At 61.8% G+C, this 20,642-nt stretch carries 13 protein-coding genes and 2 pseudogenes; 7 read left to right on the top strand and 8 right to left on the bottom strand.

What is annotated here, in order from left to right; all coding sequences use genetic code 11:
• Positions 1 to 85: 85 nt before the first annotated feature.
• Positions 86 to 1,588 carry a helicase HerA-like domain-containing protein gene (locus tag Q8M42_RS20255; protein ID WP_304863076.1) on the top strand — a complete coding sequence of 501 codons (1,503 nt, stop codon included), beginning with the start codon at positions 86 to 88 and terminating at the stop codon, positions 1,586 to 1,588.
• A gap of 58 nt (positions 1,589 to 1,646) precedes the next feature.
• On the opposite strand, the gene Q8M42_RS20250 is transcribed toward Q8M42_RS20255, so the two are convergent.
• Both Q8M42_RS20250 and Q8M42_RS20245 read right to left on the bottom strand, forming a co-directional pair.
• On the bottom strand, positions 1,647 to 1,859 hold the full coding sequence (locus tag Q8M42_RS20250; RefSeq protein ID WP_304863260.1) for a hypothetical protein: 213 nt from the start codon (positions 1,857 to 1,859) through the stop codon (positions 1,647 to 1,649).
• 526 nt (positions 1,860 to 2,385) lie between these two features.
• Entirely contained in the window at positions 2,386 to 2,931 is a 546-nt protein-coding gene (locus tag Q8M42_RS20245; RefSeq protein ID WP_304863073.1) for a tetratricopeptide repeat protein, read from the bottom strand.
• Between the two features lie 229 nt (positions 2,932 to 3,160).
• Here Q8M42_RS20245 and Q8M42_RS20240 point away from each other — a divergent pair, with 229 nt between their 5' ends.
• Entirely contained in the window at positions 3,161 to 4,294 is a 1,134-nt protein-coding gene (locus tag Q8M42_RS20240; protein ID WP_304863071.1) for a M14-type cytosolic carboxypeptidase, read from the top strand.
• Positions 4,295 to 4,386: 92 nt separating this feature from the next.
• On the opposite strand, the gene gcvT is transcribed toward Q8M42_RS20240, so the two are convergent.
• From gcvT to gcvH, 5 genes are all read right to left on the bottom strand, one after another.
• On the bottom strand, positions 4,387 to 5,511 hold the full coding sequence (gene gcvT, locus Q8M42_RS20235; protein WP_304863069.1) for a glycine cleavage system aminomethyltransferase GcvT: 1,125 nt from the start codon (positions 5,509 to 5,511) through the stop codon (positions 4,387 to 4,389).
• A gap of 131 nt (positions 5,512 to 5,642) precedes the next feature.
• Entirely contained in the window at positions 5,643 to 7,019 is a 1,377-nt protein-coding gene (locus Q8M42_RS20230; protein ID WP_304863067.1) for an L-serine ammonia-lyase, read from the bottom strand.
• 99 nt (positions 7,020 to 7,118) lie between these two features.
• On the bottom strand, positions 7,119 to 8,372 hold the full coding sequence (glyA, locus tag Q8M42_RS20225; RefSeq protein WP_304863065.1) for a serine hydroxymethyltransferase: 1,254 nt from the start codon (positions 8,370 to 8,372) through the stop codon (positions 7,119 to 7,121).
• 215 nt (positions 8,373 to 8,587) lie between these two features.
• Positions 8,588 to 11,440 (bottom strand): aminomethyl-transferring glycine dehydrogenase, encoded by a 2,853-nt coding sequence (gcvP, locus tag Q8M42_RS20220; RefSeq protein WP_304863063.1) that lies wholly within the window; start codon positions 11,438 to 11,440, stop codon positions 8,588 to 8,590.
• Positions 11,441 to 11,449: 9 nt separating this feature from the next.
• On the bottom strand, positions 11,450 to 11,833 hold the full coding sequence (gcvH, locus tag Q8M42_RS20215; protein WP_274088175.1) for a glycine cleavage system protein GcvH: 384 nt from the start codon (positions 11,831 to 11,833) through the stop codon (positions 11,450 to 11,452).
• Positions 11,834 to 12,405: 572 nt separating this feature from the next.
• On the opposite strand from gcvH, the gene Q8M42_RS20210 reads away from it, so the two are divergent.
• The 4 genes and pseudogenes from Q8M42_RS20210 to Q8M42_RS21065 all read left to right on the top strand — a co-directional run.
• Positions 12,406 to 14,157: a DUF1302 domain-containing protein gene (locus tag Q8M42_RS20210; protein ID WP_304863060.1), complete on the top strand. Its 1,752-nt coding sequence runs from the start codon at positions 12,406 to 12,408 to the stop codon at positions 14,155 to 14,157.
• A gap of 29 nt (positions 14,158 to 14,186) precedes the next feature.
• Positions 14,187 to 15,557 carry a DUF1329 domain-containing protein gene (locus Q8M42_RS20205; protein ID WP_304863058.1) on the top strand — a complete coding sequence of 457 codons (1,371 nt, stop codon included), beginning with the start codon at positions 14,187 to 14,189 and terminating at the stop codon, positions 15,555 to 15,557.
• Between the two features lie 156 nt (positions 15,558 to 15,713).
• A pseudogene (locus Q8M42_RS20200) lies at positions 15,714 to 17,942 on the top strand (helix-turn-helix transcriptional regulator); the annotation flags it as partial.
• A gap of 102 nt (positions 17,943 to 18,044) precedes the next feature.
• A pseudogene (locus Q8M42_RS21065) lies at positions 18,045 to 18,254 on the top strand (response regulator transcription factor); the annotation flags it as partial.
• Positions 18,255 to 18,522: 268 nt separating this feature from the next.
• Here Q8M42_RS21065 and Q8M42_RS20195 read toward each other — a convergent pair.
• Positions 18,523 to 19,326, bottom strand: a complete 804-nt coding sequence (locus Q8M42_RS20195) for a transglutaminase family protein (RefSeq protein WP_304863054.1) — start codon at positions 19,324 to 19,326, stop codon at positions 18,523 to 18,525.
• A gap of 152 nt (positions 19,327 to 19,478) precedes the next feature.
• Between Q8M42_RS20195 and Q8M42_RS20190 the strand changes: the two genes are divergently transcribed.
• Complete coding sequence (locus Q8M42_RS20190) at positions 19,479 to 20,498, top strand: Glu/Leu/Phe/Val dehydrogenase dimerization domain-containing protein (protein ID WP_304863052.1); 1,020 nt, start codon at positions 19,479 to 19,481, stop codon at positions 20,496 to 20,498.
• Positions 20,499 to 20,642: the final 144 nt, after the last annotated feature.

Below are 20,642 nucleotides of genomic sequence, written 5' to 3'. Positions count from 1 at the left end.
GTAAGGCAGCGGCTGCGCCGACAGTGCGGCGATGCTGATTATGTCGGCCTAGTAGCAGTAAAGCTTTAACCATGGAGATAACAAGATGGCGCAAACCGATCAGTTTGTTGTGGGGGCCGATCTGCAGGGGCTGCCGGTGGGGCAGGCATTGCGTCTGGCCAACCGGCACGGGCTGATTGCCGGTGCGACGGGCACTGGCAAAACGGTGACTCTGCAGCGTTTGATCGAAACCTTCAGCGATGCTGGCGTGGCGGTATTTGCCGCCGATGTGAAGGGTGATCTTTGCGGCCTGGGGGCTGCCGGTGCACCGCAAGGCAAAGTCGCCGAGCGCATCGCCAGCATGCCCTGGCTTAACCATCAGCCGACGGCCTACCCGGTAACTCTGTGGGATGTGCAGGGCAAGAGCGGCCACCCACTGCGCACCACGCTCAGTGAAATGGGGCCTTTGCTGCTCGGCGCGCTGCTGGAACTGACCGACAGCCAGCAAGCCGCGCTCTATGCTGCGTTCAAGGTGGCGGACCGAGAAGGTTTGCTGCTGCTCGACCTGAAAGATCTCAAGGCGCTGCTGGCGCATCTGAAAAGTCACCCCGAGGTGCTCGGCGAAGACAGTGCGTTGTTTACCGCCAACTCATCGCAAGCCTTATTGCGCAAATTGGCCGGCCTGGAGCAGCAGGGCGCCGAAGCGCTGTTTGGTGAGCCGGCGCTGCAGCTGGAAGACATTCTGCACCCGGACCGCGATGGTCGCGGGCGCATTCACCTGCTCGACGCCAGTCGCCTAGTACATGAAGCGCCGAAGGTCTACGCGACCTTCCTGCTTTGGCTGTTGGCCGAGTTGTTTGAGCAACTGCCGGAGCGCGGCGACGCCGACAAGCCGCTGCTGGCGCTGTTCTTCGACGAAGCGCACCTGTTGTTTGCCGGAACGCCGAAGGCCTTGCAGGAACGCTTGGAGCAGGTGGTGCGGTTGATCCGTTCGAAAGGCGTGGGGGTGTATTTCGTCACCCAATCGCCGGGCGACTTGCCGGATGATGTGCTCGCTCAGCTTGGCTTACGTATTCAACATGGCCTGCGTGCTTTTACCGCGAAAGAGCAAAAATCGCTGCGTGCGGTCGCCGAAGGCTTTCGCCCTAACCCGGCTATCGACACGTTAGCTGTACTGACTGAACTCGGTATTGGCGAGGCGCTGGTAGGCACTATGGAAGCTAAAGGTACGCCCGCCATGGTGCAGCGCGTGGCGGTTGCACCGCCGCAATCGCGCATCGGGCCACTGAGCGATGCTGAGCGAACGGCCTTGATCCAGCAGTCGCCTTTGCGGGGACGTTACGACAAACCAATTGATCGGGAGTCGGCTTACGAGTTGTTGACTGCCCGCGCCGAAAAGATCGCTGCCCAGCAGGCCGAGCAGAGTAAACCGAGCGTTGCTAGCAAAAAGGCTGAGGCCGGTAGCGGTATAGGTGGTGCGGCCGGTGAGTTGCTTGGCGGTCTTGCCAGTCAGGTGATGAAAACGGCCATGCGCCAGGCGGCCAATCAGATTGGTCGGCAACTGGTACGCGGTCTGTTGGGTTCGTTGATGGGCGGTAAGGGGCGCTGAGTCAGCGGCCATCCCGATCAGGGATGGCCGCGTGATCTGACATCAAGGTTGCGGGGCGTCAGCCAGAGGCCTCGTCTGCCTTGGTTTGCAGCTCTTTTTCGATTTTTACCAGCTCTTTTTCAAACGCTTGGTCGAGAAGGTTAGCCTTCTTGCGCCACGGCTTGCGCTCGGGGTCCGGTTGAGCGGCGTAGGTAATCACTTCCCCGCCGTATACATCCTTGTAACGCTGCGCCTGGCGCTCGAGTTCGGCGCGCAGTTCGTCTTTCGTCACGTAGTTACCCATGGTCTTGAACAGAATATTGGCTGGATGCCAGGCATATGACCTGGGCACCTGAGACGGCCAAACAGTTTTAGCTCACGCATTTATTGCGCGTGGCGAATAGTTTTAATGACTATTACCGCGCTGGAGTGCCCTTTAAGTGTGGATGACCTGAACGAATTGTCAGGTTTGTTAAAGGGCTAATTTAGGTTGCGCCCGGCAATTATGGCGAAGCCAAGTTAAATGTCCAGCCTGCTTAATTGGCAGGATGTAGACCGTAGCGTTGCACAATGGTTGCAGGCAGGCCGTTAGTGCGCAGCATGCCCGGCCCGCGATTGAATGCCTGAAACTGCACTGGGGTGACTTTCTCGCGGCCGCCGAAGTGGCATTGCAGAACAAAATGGCAAACATGGAGCACATGGTGCGCAGCGGCACGGGCGAATCCCTTAGTTGCGATAAGTTGTGGCTGATGCTGCCTCGATCTTGTTGCTGTAACTGTGTTGTAACGCAGCCCCTGCCGCCGCTGTTAAATGTTGGCTCAAGGTGTATTTTCCAGCGCGCGGCAACTGGCGCTGTAGTTCTGCTGGCAAGCGCTGGTAAATAGGCGCCGGGCCTGATTGGTGTCCAGCGGCACACCTTGCTCGCCGCGCAGGTAGAGGTTGCCGAGGATGTGCTGGGCCATCGGGTTGCCGCCGGCGGCGGACTGGTTGAGGTACTTGAGCATCTGTGGCGGGTTGTTGAAGTCTGGATTGTCGCGGCCGGTATACAGGTAGGCCAGGCTGACGGCGGCCATGGCGTGGCCTTTGTCGGCGGCGAGCTTCCACCAGTACTCGGCCTGTTTGAGGTCCTTGTGCGGCTTGCCGACGAAGTACAGGCTGCCGAGCTGGAACTGGCTGTCGAGGTCGCCACGGTTGGCCTGGCTGCGCAGGTTGGCCTCGGCGGCGCTGTTTTCGCGGGGCGCATCGGCTTGCTGGGTGGGCTGTTCGGTCTGGCTTTGTTCCGGTTGGCTGGCGCAGCCGGCCAGCAGCAGGCATGCGCAGAGCAGCAACAACAGTGGGCGGTGGCGTTGTGGCGCAATATTCATGCGGATTGCTGCTCCCTTGATATGGCGTTGAGCGTTAAGTCGAACCTGTAGCGGGTACACACAAGACTACAGGCATGCTGGCAAGTTGCGCGGCGGTCGAGCTGTCGGCAGCCCGGCGGGTTGCAGATTCCATATCAGTTTGTCGCCTGCAGCGTTTCGCCCGCGCGCCAGAGCTGCGATTCTTGCTCATCTTCGCGTCTCTCCATGCATCCAGGCCTTCGAGGTATCCATGCAGATCAGCTCCAACTTCGACAGCGGCAATATTGAGGTCATCGACGCCAGCAACCCGCAGCAGGTGCAGCTGGCGATTCGCCCCGATCTCAACAGTGGGCATTTCCAGTGGTTTCACTTCAAGGTCGAGGGCTTGCAGCCTGGGCAGCGTTACGGCTTCAGCCTGGTCAATGCCGGGCAGTCGTCTTACAAGAATGCCTGGAGCGGTTATAACGCGGTGGCGTCCTATGACCAGGTCAACTGGTTTCGGGTGCCCAGCCGTTTTGAGGATGGCGCGCTGAACTTCGACATCGAGCCGCAGCACGGGCAGGTTTGGTTCGCCTATTTCGAGCCCTACAGCCGTGAGCGCCATGCGCTTCTGATCGAGGATGCGCAGCGTCTGGCTGGCGCCGAGCTGTTTGCCACGGGTAAGAGCATCGAGGGCCGGCCTATCGAGTTGCTGCGCATCAGCCGCAACCCGCAGGCGCCGCGCACGATCTGGCTGATCGCTCAGCAGCATCCCGGCGAGCATATGGCCGAGTGGTTTATCCAGGGGCTGCTTGAGCGTCTGCAGCGGCGTGATGACGCCGAGCTGAATGCTCTACTGGAGCAGGCTGATCTGTATCTGGTGCCGAACATGAACCCGGACGGCGCCTTCCGGGGTCATCTGCGCACCAACGTCGCTGGGTGCGACCTTAACCGCGCCTGGCAGTCGGCTAGTGAGACGGACAGCCCTGAGGTGTATTTCGTCCAGCAGCAGATGCGCGCCGTGGGCGTCGATCTGTTTCTGGATATCCACGGCGACGAGGAAATTCCTCATGTGTTTGTCGCCGGCTGTGAAGGCAATCCCGGCTATAGCCCGCGCCTGCAACGTCTGGAAAACCAGTTCAAACAGTTGCTGATCGATAACGGCGCCGAGTTCCAGACCGCCTTCGGCTACACCCCCGATCAGTTTGGCCAGGCCAACACCAGTCTGGCCTGCAACGCCGTCGGCATGGAGTTCGATTGCCTGGCCTTTACCATCGAAATGCCGTTCAAGGATCACGACGATCGTCCCAATCCGCATACTGGCTGGAGCGGTGCGCGTTCGATGCAGCTGGGCAAGGATGTACTGAGCGTGGCCGCCGCCATGGTTGGGCAGCTGCGCGAGTAGCGGAGCGGTTAACGAGTAGCCCGGATGCAATCCGGGGATGGCCGAATGGCCACCACCGATGCCCCGGATTGCATCCGGGCTACGTGCGGAGTTTAGCCGCGGTAGTAGCGCTGCGGTACGAACGGGGTTTTGGCGACTTTCATCGCCACGCGCTTGCCGCGCACCATGGCCCATACCTCGGTATCCAGGGCGATATGGCTGTTCTGCACATAGCCCATGGCTACCGGGGCAGCCAGGGTCGGGCCGAAGCCGCCGCTGCATACGCTGCCGATCACGTTGCCATCGGCATCGACGATTTCCGCGCCTTCACGTACCGGTACACGCTCCTGGGGCAGCAGTCCGACGCGCTTGCTGGCAACGCCTTGCTGTTGCTGGGCGAAGATCCGCTCGGCACCGGGGAAGCCGCCAGCACGGGCGCCATCGGCGCGACGTGGCTTGGACATGGCCCACAGCAGGCTGGCTTCAATTGGTGTGGTGCTGCTGCTCATGTCGTGGCCATACAGGCACAGGCCGGCTTCTAGGCGCAGTGAGTCGCGCGCGCCGAGGCCGATGGCGGCCACTTCAGGCTCGGCCAGCAGGCTACGCGCCAGGGTTTCGGTGTGTTCGGCAGGGACTGAAATTTCGAAGCCGTCTTCGCCGGTGTAGCCGGAGCGGCTGACATAGCAGTCGACACCGAGCAGGCGCACGGGGGCGAACTGCATAAAGGTCATCTGCGCCACTTCTGGGGCCAGGCGCGCCAGCACGTCGACGGCTTTAGGGCCTTGCAACGCCAACAGTGCGCGCGCCTCGAACAGGCTTTCGATCTCACACTGGTTGCCAATATGCTTTTGCAGGTGGGCCAGGTCTTGGTCCTTGCAGGCGGCGTTTACCACCAAAAACAGGGTGTCGTTACCCAGGTTGGCGACCATCAGGTCGTCGAGAATGCCGCCCTGGTCATCGGTGAACATGGCGTAACGCTGCATGCCCACCGGCAGGTCGATGATGTCCACCGGCACCAGAGTTTCCAGGGCCTTGGCGGCAGCTGCACCGCGCAGGACGATCTGGCCCATATGGGATACGTCGAACAGGCCGGCGGCTTCGCGGGTGTGCAGGTGTTCCTTCATCACCCCGAGCGGGTACTGCACGGGCATGTCGTAGCCGGCGAACGGCACCATGCGCGCGCCCAGTTCGAGATGCAGGGCATGTAGCGGGGTTTTCGCCAGGGTTTCAGTGGTCATGCGGTTCTCCATAAATGTGGTGGGTGGGGTCTATATCGACCCCTCTCCCTAGCCCTCTCCCCAGATGGGCGAGGGGATGATTTCAGTGTGACGGTTCAGATCGCAGCAAGTCGCGAGCACGCCATGGCGAATCAGCACTCGACAATATTTACGGCCAGGCCGCCGCGGGCGGTTTCCTTGTACTTGTTGTTCATATCGGCGCCGGTCTGGCGCATGGTGCGGATCACCTTATCCAGCGAGACGAAATGCTGACCGTCGCCGCGCAGGGCCATGCGCGCGGCGTTGATCGCCTTCACCGAACCCATGGCGTTGCGCTCGATGCAGGGTACCTGCACCAGGCCGCCGATGGGGTCGCAAGTCAGGCCGAGGTTGTGTTCCATGCCGATCTCGGCGGCGTTTTCCACCTGGTTGACGCTGCCGCCAAGCACTTCGCACAGGGCGCCCGCAGCCATCGAACAGGCCACGCCGACCTCGCCCTGGCAGCCGACTTCGGCCCCGGAGATCGAGGCGTTTTCTTTATAGAGGATGCCGATGGCGGCGGCGGTGAGCAGAAAGCGCACCACGCCGTCGTCGTTGGAACTGGGGATAAAGCGGCTGTAGTAATGCAGCACCGCCGGCACGATACCGGCCGCGCCATTGGTCGGTGCGGTGACCACGCGGCCGCCGCTGGCGTTTTCCTCGTTCACCGCCAGGGCATAGAGGTTGACCCAGTCGAGCACACTCAAGGCGTCACGCAGGCTGGCTTCCGGGTGTTTGCACAGCTGCCGGTGCAGATCGGCGGCGCGGCGTTTGACCTTCAGGCCGCCGGGCATGATGCCCTCGTTGCGGCAGCCAGCCTCGACGCAATCCTGCATCACCTGCCAGATATGCAGCAGGCGCGCGCGGGTTTCGGCTTCCGGGCGCCAGGCGGCCTCGTTGGCCAGCATCACCTGGCTGATCGACAGCTTGTGCTCGGCGCAATGCGCCAGCAGTTGTTTGCCGGTGGTGAAGGGGTACTGCAATGGGGTGGTGTCTTCGACGATACGGTCGGCACCGGCGGCCTGTTCATCGACGACAAAGCCGCCGCCGACTGAGTAGTACTCGCGCGAGCGGATTTGCAAACCGGCGGCGTCAAAGGCGCGAAAGATCATGCCATTGGGGTGAAAGGGCAGCGGCTTGCGGATCATTGCCAGGTGCTGCTTTTCGACAAAACGGATGGGCTTTTCGCCGAGCAGCTTGAGTTCGCCGCTGCTGCGAATCATCGCCAGGCGGGCGTCGACGCTGTTGGTATCGACCGTATCGGGCTGCTCGCCCTCCAGGCCCAGCAGTACGGCTTTGTCGCTGCCATGGCCCTTGCCGGTGGCGCCGAGGGAGCCGTATAGCTCGACCTTGATGCTGTCGGTGCTGCTCAGTAAATCATCGCGGCGCAGGCCATCGGCGAAGCGCAGGGCGGCCAGCATCGGCCCTACGGTGTGTGAACTGGAAGGGCCGATGCCGATCTTGAAGAGGTCAAAAACGCTAAGTGACATGCTTGCTCCGACTGCGTGTTTTGCTGCCGCCCTTGTGGAGCGGCGATGATGCGGCGCGCTGGATAACCGCGCCGCGAGTGGCAAAAACTGCGTACCGTTCTAGTCAGCGTAGACCGGGAAGCTGGCGCATAGGTTCGCAACCTGACCACGAACGCGCTCGACCACGGCTGGATTGTCCAGCTCATCGAGGATGTCGCAGATCCAGCCGGCCAGGGTGCGGCACTCGCCTTGCTTGAAGCCGCGGGTGGTGACTGCCGGGGTGCCGATGCGGATGCCGGAGGTGACAAAGGGCGACTGCGGGTCATTCGGTACGGCGTTCTTGTTCACCGTGATATGCGCCGCGCCCAGGGCCGCGTCAGCGGCTTTGCCGGTGAGGCCCTGCTTGATCAGGCTGACCAGCATCAGGTGGTTGTCGGTGCCGCCGGAGACCACGTCATAGCCGCGCGCAACAAACACTTCGGCCATGGCCTGGGCGTTGTCGATGACCTGTTGCTGGTAGGTCTTGAAGCCTGGTTCCAGCGCCTCCTTGAAGCACACGGCCTTGGCCGCGATCACATGCATCAACGGGCCGCCCTGGCTGCCGGGGAACACGGCGGAGTTGAGCTTCTTCTCGATCTCTTCGTTGGCCTTGGCCAGGATCAAGCCACCACGCGGGCCGCGCAGGGTTTTGTGGGTGGTGGTGGTGACCACATCGGCAAACGGCAGCGGATTGGGATACAGGCCGGCGGCCACCAGGCCAGCAACGTGGGCCATATCGACAAACAGCAGCGCCCCGACCTGGTCGGCGATGGCGCGGAAGCGGGCGAAATCAAGGGTGCGCGAATAGGCGCTGAAGCCGGCGACGATCATCTTCGGCTTATGTTCGACGGCCAGGCGCTCCACCTTGGTGTAATCGATCAGGCCCTGTTCGTCGATGCCGTATTGCACCGCGTTGTACAGCTTGCCGGAGGACGACACCTTGGCGCCGTGGGTCAGGTGGCCGCCGTGGGCCAGGCTCATGCCGAGAATGGTATCGCCGGCATTGAGCAAGGCCAGGTACACCGCGCTGTTGGCGGAAGAGCCGGAGTGCGGCTGCACGTTGGCATAGTCAGCGCCGAACAGCTGCTTGGCGCGCTCGATGGCTAGGGCCTCGACCTTGTCGACATGCTCGCAACCGCCGTAGTAACGCTTGCCCGGATAGCCTTCGGCGTACTTGTTGGTCAGGCCGCTACCCTGGGCCTGCATCACGCGCTGGCTGCAATAGTTTTCCGAGGCAATCAGCTCGATATGGTCTTCCTGGCGCTGCTCTTCGGCGTTGATTGCGGCGAGCAGGGCGTCGTCAAAGCCTTGCAGTTGGTCGTGCTTGCTAAACATGGTGAGGCCCTCTGGTTTTTATATGAGGTGCAGCTAACCCGCCTCGGGTAGAGGTGAGTCGAAATTCTTGGGTAAACAAAAACGTAGGATGGGTTAGCGGCGTATGGCACTGAGCATGCCCACAACACCGCTGTTGAGCGCCGCGTAACCCATCGATGATGGCCAGCGGCGTGATGGGTATCGCTGCGCTCAACCCATCCTACGTTTACATCGCCTTAGGCTTCCTGATACGCCTCGATGGACGGGCAGGCGCAGATCAGGTTGCGGTCGCCGAACACGTTGTCGACGCGGCCGACCGGCGGCCAGTACTTGGCCTCGATCAGGCTGGCCACTGGGTACACGGCTTGTTCGCGGCTGTAGGCGTGAGTCCACTCGCCGACCAGTTCCAGGGCGGTGTGTGGGGCGTTTTTCAGCGGGTTGTCGTTGGCATCCAACTGGCCAGCTTCCACCGCACGAATCTCGTTGCGGATGGCGATCATGGCGTCGCAGAAGCGGTCCAGTTCTTCCTTGGATTCGCTTTCGGTCGGCTCGATCATCAGGGTGCCGGCGACCGGGAAGGACATGGTCGGGGCGTGGAAGCCGAAGTCGATCAGACGCTTGGCCACATCGTCAACGCTGATGCCGCTGCTGTCCTTGATTGGGCGGATATCCAGAATGCACTCGTGCGCCACCAGGCCGTTGCTGCCCGAATACAGCACGGGGTAGTGCTCTTCCAGGCGGCGGGCGATGTAGTTGGCGTTGAGGATGGCCATCTGCGAGGCGCGCTTGAGGCCTTCACCGCCCATCATGCTGATGTACATCCAGGTGATCGGCAGGATACTGGCGCTGCCGAACGGCGCGGCGCTGACCGCCCCGATCTTGCGGGCCATATGGCCGTGGCCAGGCAGGAACGGAATCAGGTGCGCTTTGACGCCAATCGGGCCAACGCCTGGGCCACCACCGCCGTGTGGGATGCAGAAGGTCTTGTGCAGGTTCAGGTGCGAGACGTCGCCGCCGAACTTGCCCGGGGCGCAGAGGCCGACCATGGCATTCATGTTGGCGCCGTCGATGTACACCTGGCCGCCGTTGTCATGAATGATCGCGCAGATTTCGCGGATGCCTTCCTCAAACACGCCGTGGGTCGAGGGGTAGGTGATCATCAGTGCAGCCAGACGATCCTTGTGCTCTTCGGCTTTGGCCTTGAGATCGGCGATATCGACGTTACCGCTGCTGTCGCATGCCGTTACCACCACGCGCATACCGGCCATGCTGGCGGTCGCCGGGTTGGTGCCGTGGGCCGACTGCGGGATCAGGCAGATATCGCGCTGATCATCGCCACGGCTCAGGTGGTAAGCACGGATAGCCAAGAGACCGGCGTACTCGCCCTGGGACCCGGCGTTCGGCTGCAGGGAAATGCCGTCATAGCCGGTGGCCGCGCAGAGCATGGCCTCCAGTTCGGTGGTCAGCTGGGTGTAACCCTGGCTCTGCTCGACCGGGGCGAAGGGGTGCAGGTTGCCGAACTCGGCCCAGGTCACCGGGATCATTTCGCTGGCGGCGTTGAGCTTCATGGTGCAGGAGCCCAGCGGGATCATGCTGCGGTCCAGCGCCAGGTCCTTGTCGGCCAGTTTGCGCAGGTAGCGCATCAGCTCGGTTTCGCTGTGGTAGCGGTTAAATACTGGGTGAGTGAGGATTTCGCTTTCGCGCAGCAGGCCTTTTGGCAGCTGAGCGATTACGCCAGCCGCCAGTTCAGCGAAGGCTGGAACAGCTTTGCCTTCGGCGAAGACCGCCAGCAGCGCTTCAACGGCGACTTGATCGGTGGTCTCGTCGAGGGACAGGCCCAGGCGCTCGCCATCGATTTCACGCAGGTTGATCCCGGCTTTGCGCGCCGCAGCGTGCAGGGCTGCCGTTTTGCCGCCGGTGGCCAGGGTCAGGGTGTCGAAGAAGAATTCCTGCTCAACGCTGTAACCCAGGGCGCGCAGGCCTTTGGCCAGGATTGCGGTGAACTGGTGTACGCGCTGGGCGATCTGGGTCAGGCCTTTCGGGCCGTGGTACACGGCGTACATGCTGGCGATGTTGGCCAGCAGCACCTGGGCGGTACAGATGTTACTGGTGGCCTTCTCGCGGCGGATATGTTGCTCGCGGGTCTGCATGGCCAGGCGCAGGGCCGGCTTGCCGAAGCGGTCAATGGACATGCCGACCAAGCGGCCCGGCATATCGCGCTTGAACGCATCGCGGGTAGCGAAATAGGCGGCATGCGGGCCACCGAAGCCCAGCGGCACACCAAAACGCTGCGCGCTGCCCAGGGCCACGTCGGCACCGAACTCGCCCGGCGCAGTGAGCAGGGTCAGGGCCAGCAAGTCAGCGGCGACGGCAACCAGGGCACCGGCGGCGTGGAAGCGCTCGACCAGTTCGCGGTAGTCGAAGATGTCGCCATTGCTCGCCGGGTACTGCAGCAGCGAACCGAAATAGGCGCTGGCATCGGTAATCGCGGCTTCGTCGCCGACCACGACTTCAATGCCCAGCGGCTCGGCACGGGTGCGCAGCACGTCGAGGGTTTGCGGGTGGCAATGCTGGGAGGCGAAGAAGGCGTTGCTGGCCTTGTTCTTCGACAGGCGCTTGCAGAAGGTCATGGCTTCGGCGGCGGCGGTGGCTTCATCCAGCAGCGAGGCGTTGGCGATCTGCATGCCGGTGAGGTCGCTGATCAGGGTCTGGAAGTTCAGCAAGGACTCCAGGCGGCCCTGGGAAATCTCTGGCTGGTACGGGGTGTAAGCGGTGTACCAGGCCGGGTTTTCCAGCAGGTTGCGCAGAATCGGGCTTGGTGTGTGGGTGCCGTAGTAGCCCTGACCGATAAAGGTCTTGAGCTGCTGGTTCTTGCCGGCGATGGTCTTGATCTTGGCCAGGGCGTCGGCTTCCGACAGGCCCGGCAGAGAGCCCAGCACGCTGGTGCCCTTGATGCTCTCGGGGATGACGTTATCGGTCAGCGCGTCGATGCTGGCGTAGCCGAGCAGTTCGAGCATGGCAGCAGTATCGGCGTCACGCGGGCCGATGTGGCGGGCGACAAATTCGTTCTGGGTGGTCAGCTTGGTCATCACACTCTCTCAGGCGTCAGCATTGGCGTTGAGCAGGCGCTCGTAGGCGGCCTGGTCGAGCAGGTCGGCTACCGCGCTGGCATTGGCCGGACGGAAACGGAAGAACCAGCCCTTGCCCAGGGGGTCTTCGTTGACCAGCTCAGGGCTGGATTCTAGCTCGCCATTGACCTCGACCACCTCACCGTCCAGCGGCATGGCGATATTGCTCGCAGCTTTTACCGATTCCAGCACGGCCACTTCGTCACCCTCGGCGTAGCGCTGGGCTTCCGGCAGCTGCACGAATACCACGTCACCCAGGGCTTCCTGGGCATAGGCGGTGATGCCCACGGTAACCAGACCATCGGCATCCTGACGCAGCCATTCGTGCTCAACGGTAAAACGCAATTCGCTCATGTGAACTCCTCAAGGGTGGTGACTCGCCCTTTCTGTTGGGGGCGATGTGCTGGGCGCGCGTGCCGGGCACGAGCGGAAGGTGGAAAGACCTTAGCAAGGTAGGTGCCATTGTTATTTTTATCAATAAAAACAACAACTTAAGTTGTTTTTATGTATTCGTCTTTGCCGCTTATGTAGCGATTTCGATACGCGCATGAACGATTCATCCATAAGGCACAGCGCAAAGGCTCTGGCGTCGCGGGCTGAACGCTTTGTGTCGCTTTCATTACGGTGTATCTAAATCGATACGATGTCTTGGTGGAGCCGGCGATCAGGTCCGGCCCAGCTGCCGTAGCGCTGCCTTCGTTGCAACACCAGCAGCGGCCAATTGCCTTGCCGAGCCGCCGTGGTCATTCACCCACCCTATAAAGCGCCATTGAAATGGTCCATGGGCCGGCGGGAGAGCGGCTTTCCAGAGGCGTATTCACTCTTTCGGCTGACAGGGCAAATACCTCTTTCGGGCGCTTATCCGCTGGCGGGGGGCTGGGTAGCGTGTGGGCCTCAACACGAAACCCGCTTTCCAGGAGAGCCGCATGAGAACAAGAACAAGACATGCCATCTTCCAGCCCAGCGTTTTGGCGATTGCCATTGCTGTTGGCTGTGTCGCGCCTGTCCAGGCTATTACATTCAATATTGGTGAGGTCGAAGCGCAGTTCGACTCATCGCTTTCTGTGGGAGCCAGTTGGAGCGTGCGTGGTGCCGATCCCGACTTTATCGGCACGCGCAACGGTGGCAAGGCGTCTTCTCAGACCAACGATGACGGCCGCCTGAATTTCAAGAAAGGTGAAACCTTTTCGAAGATATTCAAAGGTATTCACGACCTTGAATTGAAGTACGGCGATACCGGCGTGTTTATTCGCGGCAAGTATTGGTACGACTTCGAGACCAAGGACGAAAGCCGGCTGCTGTATGACATCGATGACCACAATCGCAAGACTGCGGCACAAGCCTCCGGTGCGGAAATGCTCGATGCCTTCATCTATCACAACTACAACCTGGGCAGCATGCCGGGCAGTGTGCGGGTCGGTAAGCAAGTGGTCAGCTGGGGTGAAAGTACCTTTATCGGTAACTCGATCAACTCGATCAACCCTGTGGATGCGGCAGCGTTCCGCCGCCCAGGTGCGGAGATCAAGGAGGGGCTGATTCCGGTCAACATGCTTTATGTATCGCAGAGCTTGACCGACACTATCAGCATGGAGGCGTTCTACCAGCTGGAGTGGGATCAGACCGTTATCGATAACTGCGGGACGTTCTTCGCGCCTAGCGATACGGCCGCCGATGGCTGTAATGACCGCCTGGTGGTAGCCGGGGCCGATGTTGCGCCGGACGCGTCAAACAACACCGGTGCGCCGGGCAATCCCGTCTTCATTCCTCGCGCGGGCGACCGTGATGCTCGTGACAGCGGTCAGTTCGGCGTTGCCTTGCGCTGGTTTGCCGAGTCGTTACATGACACTGAGTTCGGCCTGTACGCGATGAATTACCACAGCCGTACCCCGAGCGGCAGCATTATTGTCGGCACCGGGGCGCCACAGGCTGCCCGCTACTTTCTGGAGTACCCGGAAGATATCCGTCTGTATGGCGTAAGTTTCCAGACCAATATCGAAGGTACGGCGTTGTCGGGTGAACTCAGTTACCGGCCGAACATGCCGGTCGGCATTAACTCCACTGACATGACCTTTGCCTCCCTGCGCCAGGGTTTTTCACCGGTATTTACCAGCGGCCATGGGCGCAATGCGGTGGGTGAGGAAGTGGCCGGCTACGTGCGCAAGCCGGTGACCCAAGCGCAAGTATCGGCGGTGCAGTTTTTCGACCGAGTGCTGGGGGCCAGTCGCCTGACCCTGGTGGGCGAGGTGGGGTACAACCATGTCAGCGGTATTAATGATGATGTTGGTGAGCTGCGCTTCGGTCGCGATCCGGTCTATGGCATTGGTCAGCTCAACCCCAACACGACCTGTACTGCAGGGGTGAACGCCGCCAACCCAGATCAGTGTAATGACGATGGCTTCTTCACCAGCAGCTCCTGGGGCTACCGCCTGCGGGCTAGCGCCGAGTACAGCAACGTTTTCGCCGGGGTCAACCTGACGCCGAGCATTGCCTGGTCGCATGACGTCGATGGTTATGGCCCCAACTTCAGCGAGGGCAGTAAGGCGGTGAGCCTAGGCCTGAACGCTGACTACCAGAACACCTATAACGCCAGCCTCAGTTACACCGACTTCTTTGGTGGTGATTACAACACCAACGTCGACCGTGACTTTGTTGCCCTGAGCTTTGGTGTGAACTTCTGATCAACGCAGTGCAAAAGGATCCGTACACCATGAAAAACACAAGAATCCTGCAAACTGGTGCGCTGCTGCTGACGTTGTTAGCCAGCAGCGTGATGGCCGCAGTCTCTGAACAAGAAGCGGCTCAGTTGGGTACCAGCTTGACGCCGCTGGGCGGGGAAGTGGCCGGCAATGCTGATGGCAGTATCCCTGCCTGGGATGGCGGTCTGTCTACCAGTGCCGCGACTGTCGATGGCAAGGGGTTTCTCGCTGATCCGTATGCCAGTGAGCAGCCTCTGTTTACGATTACCGCGGCCAATGCCGAGCAGTACAAAGACAAGCTCTCAGCCGGTCAGATGGCCATGCTCAAACGGTACTCGGATAGCTACAAGATCCCGGTTTACCCCTCGCATCGAACCACCGCCGTGCCTGCAGCGATTGCCGATGCCGCCAAGGTCAGTGCGGTCAATACCACGCCCGTAGACGGTGGTAACGGCCTGCAGAACTTCAATGCCAGCCGTTACTACGCCTTTCCAATTCCCAAGACAGGCGTTGAGGTGATCTGGAACCACATCACCCGTTACCGGGGTGGTAACACCCGACGCGTGGTGACTCAGGCGACGCCGCAGACCAATGGCTCTTACAGCCTGGTTAAGTTCGAAGATGAAGTGGCCTTCCCGGCGGATATGCCCGATCTTGATCCGGCCAAGGGCAGCAATGTCTTGCTGTATTTCAAGCAGCGGGTAACCGCACCGTCGCGCCTGGCCGGTAACGTGCTGCTGGTCCACGAGACTATCGACCAGGTCAAGGAGCCGCGCCTGGCGTGGATTTACAACGCCGGTCAACGCCGCGTGCGCCGCGCTCCGCAGGTGGCCTACGATGGGCCGGGTACCGCCGCTGACGGCATGCGTACGGCCGATAACTTCGATATGTTCTCCGGGGCGCCTGATCGTTACGACTGGCAATTGGTCGGCAAGAAGGAAATGTACATCCCCTATAACAGCTACAAGCTTGATTCGCCGTCACTGAAGTACGACGACGTGCTTAAAGCCGGGCACATCAATCAGGACCTGACGCGCTACGAGCTGCACCGGGTTTGGGAAGTGGTTGCCACGCTGAAGAGCGGTGAGCGGCATATCTATGCCAAGCGCCACATGTATGTCGACGAGGACAGCTGGCAGATAGCGCTGGTTGATCATTACGATGGCCGTGGTCAGCTTTGGCGTGTTGCCGAAGGTCATGCGCAGCACTACTACAACCATCAAGTGCCGGGCTACACCCTTGAAGCGCTGTATGACCTGGTGGCTGGTCGTTATTTGGCCCTGGGTATGAAGAACGAAGAAAAATCGGCTTATAACTTCGGTTTCAAAGCTACGGCTGCAGACTACACGCCAGCCGCACTGCGCAGCTCCGGCGTTCGCTAGGCCAATAACCTGCACGTGTTACTCCGTGATTGGGCGGCCTTCTGGCCGCCTTTTTTATCGCCCGCCATCATCTGTGGTGATAGAACTGTGAGCCTTGGCCATTGCGGTTTAGCCTGCAATGATCCGGTTCCTGCAAGAACAATAAAACGAGCCGTCATGAACGCATTAGCGCCATTCTCGCTGAGCGCCGCAGCGTCTTCCTGTGGCAGCGTACAACGCCCGCCGCCTGGGCATATCTCCCGGCTATCCCTGCAGCAGCGCCTGCTCGCGCACGACTGCCGCCTGCGTTTGCTGGTCGGCCCGGCCGGCTTTGGCAAAACCGTGTTGTTGGCCGACTGTGCCCGCGAATGCCCGGCTAATTACCGCCTGCTCTGGCTGAACTGCGCTGCTGAAGGCCTGCATGCCGAGCAGCTGACTCAGCAGCTGGGCAAGCTGCTCGACTACCCCGCAGACCTCAGCAGTGGCGAGCTGCTGGCGACCCTGGCGCAGGAGTCGCGGCCGCTGTGGATCATGCTCAATGACTACCCGGCGCAACCGAATCACGCCCTCGATGACTTTCTCAATCAACTGCTGATGGTCACCCCGCCGGGCATTTGCTGGTGGCTGGGCAGCCGGCGGCGGCCGGCGTGTAACCTTTCGCGCCTGTTGCTGGAAGGCGAGCTGCTCGAACTGGGCGCCAGCGAGCTGGCCTTCAACGAAGCGGAGGTGCTGGCCTGGTTGCAGCAGTTGGACCCAACCCGCAGCGCCTGGGCGCACGATCTGCATGAATTGACTCAGGGCTGGCCGGCGGCCTTGCGCCTGCGTCTGCTGGCGGCGCAGGCCGAACCGACTGCGCTGAGCGCGCCGCAGGACGGCGAGCATGACCAACTGCTTGCCGAGTACGTCGAGCGCGAAGTGCTGCAAGGGCTGCCGGATGAACTGTTGCAGATGCTCCAGCAACTGGCGCAGTTGCCACGCTTTAACCTGGCGCTGTGCGACCATTTGTTTGGCGTGGGCGAGGGCGCGCAGTGGTTACGCGCGCTGATCGAGCGCGGCGTGTTTATCCAGGAGTTGGACGCAGCCAAGGGCTGGTACGTGCTGTTTCCGCCGCTGGCCCGGCTGCTGCAGCGGCAGGCCGCGAATCTGCCGCACAACGCCTTGCATGTGCATGCCAGCCAGTGGTTTGCCGGCCATGGCGATATTCGTGCGGCGGTGGAGCACGCCTTGCTGGCCGGGCAACCGGACGTGGCCGGCAGTTTTCTTGAGCGTTTTACTGAGGAGCAGGTGCTGCAGGGTCAGGACCTGGCACTGATTCTGCGCTGGCGCAGTGAGCTGCCGGACAGCCTGCTGTGCAGCACGCCGCGGCTGATTCTGCTCAACGCCTGGGTGTTGCTGCTGGTCGGTCGCCTGGATGAAGCACAGAGCTGTATTAACCAGCTGGCGCGCTTTCAGCCGCGCAGTGACGGTGCGCGGACTCGCGAGCTGTTCGCTCACTGGCAGGCCATCCAGGGCATCATCGCCTACGGCCGAGTCTGTGCCGTGGATGCCCGCAGCCATCTGCATGACGCCCTGCAGGGGCTGCCGCAAAGCGCGTGGGCGCAGGCGCTGCTGTGCCGTTCGGCGTTGACCCTGGTGGCCATTGGCGAAGGTCAGCTGGAGGTGGCGCAGAAGCTGAGTTTTGAAGCCTTGAAGCAGGCACGCCTGCATGGCAACCCGGTGTTTGAAGCCCTGCTGGAGCTGGACCACGCCCTGTTGCTGGAGACACGGGGTGAATTTGCCCGCGCCGAAGCGCTGCTGCAGCGGGTGCTGACGGCAACCGCGCCGACCGCCTTGCGCAACACGCCGGTACTGGCACGCCTTGAGCTACGCCTGGGTCGCCTGCAACTGCGCCAGGGCCGTGCGGATGCAGCGGCTACGCTGCTGCAATTCGGGCTTGAACATGCCCTCGCCTGCGGTGATCCGGGAGCGTTTCATGGCTACCTCGGCCTGGCCGAGTTGGCGATGGGGCAGGGCGATGTTGCCACTGCCTTTGCTCACTTGGCGCAAGCCGAACGGCAGATGCAGCGCCAGCGCGTCAGTGAAACCCTGTATCGCGGCACCCTGCTGCTGGCCAGCAGCCACCTGTGGGTTGCCCAGGGCCACCATGCGCGGGCGCGCGTCGCCGCAACGCGGGTATTGGGCTATGAACAGCGGGTTAAAGCGGTGCTGCCGACGCCAAACTTCCCCGAGCTGATTCCACGCTTTCAGGCGCTGCTGCTGCAGCTGGACCGCGCACAGGGTGAGGATGTGCGCGAGCCTCTGCACCAGTTGCTGGAGCAGGTGGCAGCCCAGGGGCGGCAGGCGTTGGTCAGCGAGTTGTGGCTGAACTATGCCGACGCCTGCGCAGCCTGTGGTGATAAAGCTGGCGCCGAGCAGGCCCGGCAGACCGGCCAGGCCTTGCAGCGGCGCTTGGGGTATCAGCGCCCGTGGTTTCGCGTGGCCAGCCAGGTTGATAACGCGGCGAATGCTGCGCCTGCCGCCAGCGCCAATGCCCTGAGCAGTCGCGAACTGGCGGTGCTCGGCTTGATCGCCCAGGGCCTGTCCAATCAGGAAGTGGCCGAGCAGTTGTTTATTTCCCTGCACACGGTCAAGACCCACGCCCGGCGGATCAACGGCAAGCTGGGCGTAGCGCGGCGTACTCAGGCGGTGGCCAAGGCCAAGGCGTTGGGATTTTTCTAGGCTATGTAGCCGCTATGTGTTGAGTCGTTCCGAGCAGCTATAAGATGCATGAGGCGCGGTAATACGTAGGGTGGGTTAGGCGCGAACCGGGATCAGACAAACACCACCGACTTTCAACGCGCCGTAACCCACCATGGCGGTCTACCGGCAAGCCGCAATGGTGGGTTACGCGGCGCTCGAATTGCGTGGCGTCCCCATAACCGCCCCCCGTGCCGCTAACCCACCCTACAAAAGCGGCCTGCAACACATAATGGACACATAGCCTTTTCTAATGCAGCGCTGGGCTGGCGCTGAGCAGGCGTAGGCGTTGGCTGAGTTGTAGATGCTGCGCCGGATCATCGCTGAGCAGCAGGGCGCATTGCAGATCGAAGCGTTCGCCCTGCGGACAATCAAGCACTTGATAAATCTCCGCGCGGGCCAGGTGGTCATGCAGGGTCGGCGTACCGAGCAACAGCACGCGCTCGGCATCGCGCAGCGCGGCGAGTGGGTCATCGTCCAGTTGATGCAGTTGTCGCAGGTTGCGCGACAGGCGCTGCAGCATGCTGCGCGCATCGCAGGGCTGCAGCTGGCTGGCGCTTAATTCGGCAGTCGGGCCCAGATGGCGCTGCAGCAGCTCGCGGCATTCGCGGGTATACAGGCGCCGGCCGCTGCACGGGTCGAGCAGATGATCGGCGCCCGGTACGCGCAGCAGAAAGTGCCCCGGAAAATTCACCCCCTGCAGCGGAATCGCCAAGCGCCTGGCCAGTTCCAGGGCGAGCAAAGCTAGGGAAAGTGGCTGGCCGCGACGGCGCAATAAAAGCTGATCCAGCAGCGCTGCCCTTGGCCGTAACGGGCGTTCGTCGTCTTCATGAAAGTCCATCTCACTCAGCCGGCGCAGCAGCGGTTGCGCCAGTTCCTGCAGCGGCAGGTTAGGCAAACCCTGACTGACCTGCTGCTGCAAAGCGTTCAGCCGTTGCAGCACCTCGACCGGTTGCAGCGTGGGCTGGTGCTCCACGGCAATCCACAGCGCCGCCTCGAACAACGCAGGCGGGTTTTGCTCCAGGCAGGCAAGGCAGGCGGCGCGTGGGGTCATAACAATCTCCCGATGTCTCTGGCTTTGTAGTCAAGCGCCGGGGCTTCGTCCAGTGGATTGTTGCGCGGGCGCCATGATGCAACTGACCACTGGGCGAGTGTCAGCAGCGCCACTGCCTATACTGAGTGGCAAATCAGTACGGGAGCCACAGCATGTTCGCCATGATGGAAACCGCCCGGCTGGAGTCGTTGCACTTCGCCGTGGACCCGCTGACTGGCCTGCAGGCCATTATCGCCATCCACAACAGTCGCTTGGGCCCTGCGCTGGGCGGCTGCCGTTACCTACCCTACGCCAACAGCCAAAGCGCGATTGAGGATTTGCTGCGCCTGGCCAAAGGCATGAGCTACAAGGCGGCGCTGGCCGGCCTGCAACAGGGCGGCGGCAAGGCGGTGATTATTCGTCCGGCGCATGTCGAGAATCGTGGCGCACTGTTTGAAGCTTTCGGGCGCTTTATCGAAACGCTGAACGGCCACTACATCACCGCCATGGACAGCGGCACCTCCAGTGTCGATATGGACTGCATCGCCCAGTACACCCAGCATGTCACCAGTACCACGGCCGAGGGTGACCCGTCCCCGCACACGGCGCTGGGGGTGTTCACCGGTATTCGCGCCACCGCCCTGGCGCGCCTTGGCAGTGACAACCTGGAAGGCTTGCGGGTGGCGATTCAGGGCCTGGGCAATGTCGGTTATGCGCTGGCCGAGCAACTGCATGCTGCGGGCGCCGAACTGCTGGTCAGCGATCTGGACCACGGCCGCGTGCAACTAGCGGTTGAACAACTTGGCGCGCGGCCGGTGGCCAGCGAGGCCTTGCTCGCCACTCCCTGCGACATCCTCGCGCCGTGCGGGCTGGGCGGCGTGCTGAACCACACAACAGTTGGCCAGCTGCGCTGCTCGGCGGTGGCGGGGGCGGCAAACAATCAGCTGGCCAGTGCCGATATCTCCGACAGCCTGCAGGCGCGGGGGATTCTCTATGCGCCGGATTATGTGATCAATGCCGGCGGCCTGATCTACGTGGCGCTGAAGCATCAGGGCGAATCGCTGCCGGCGATCACCGCGCACCTGACGCAGATCAGCCGACGACTGACCGAGATATTCGGCCATGCCCAGGCCGATAAGCGCTCGCCAGCGCGGGTTGCCGATGCGATTGCTGAGCGCTTGTTATATGGCTGAATGGGCGCTGAGAAGGGGCGGGCCCACCTCTGTGGGAGGGGCTTTAGCCGCGACATCAGCAATTAAAAGCTCGCCGCTAAAGCGCCTCCCACAGCGCAGTTGATATTGGCTAGAAACACAAAACCCCAGTCACTGACTGGGGTT

This window comes from Pseudomonas sp., from assembly GCF_030684895.1.
Classification (GTDB): domain Bacteria; phylum Pseudomonadota; class Gammaproteobacteria; order Pseudomonadales; family Pseudomonadaceae; genus Aquipseudomonas.
This window is presented reverse-complemented; position numbering and strand designations above follow the sequence as displayed.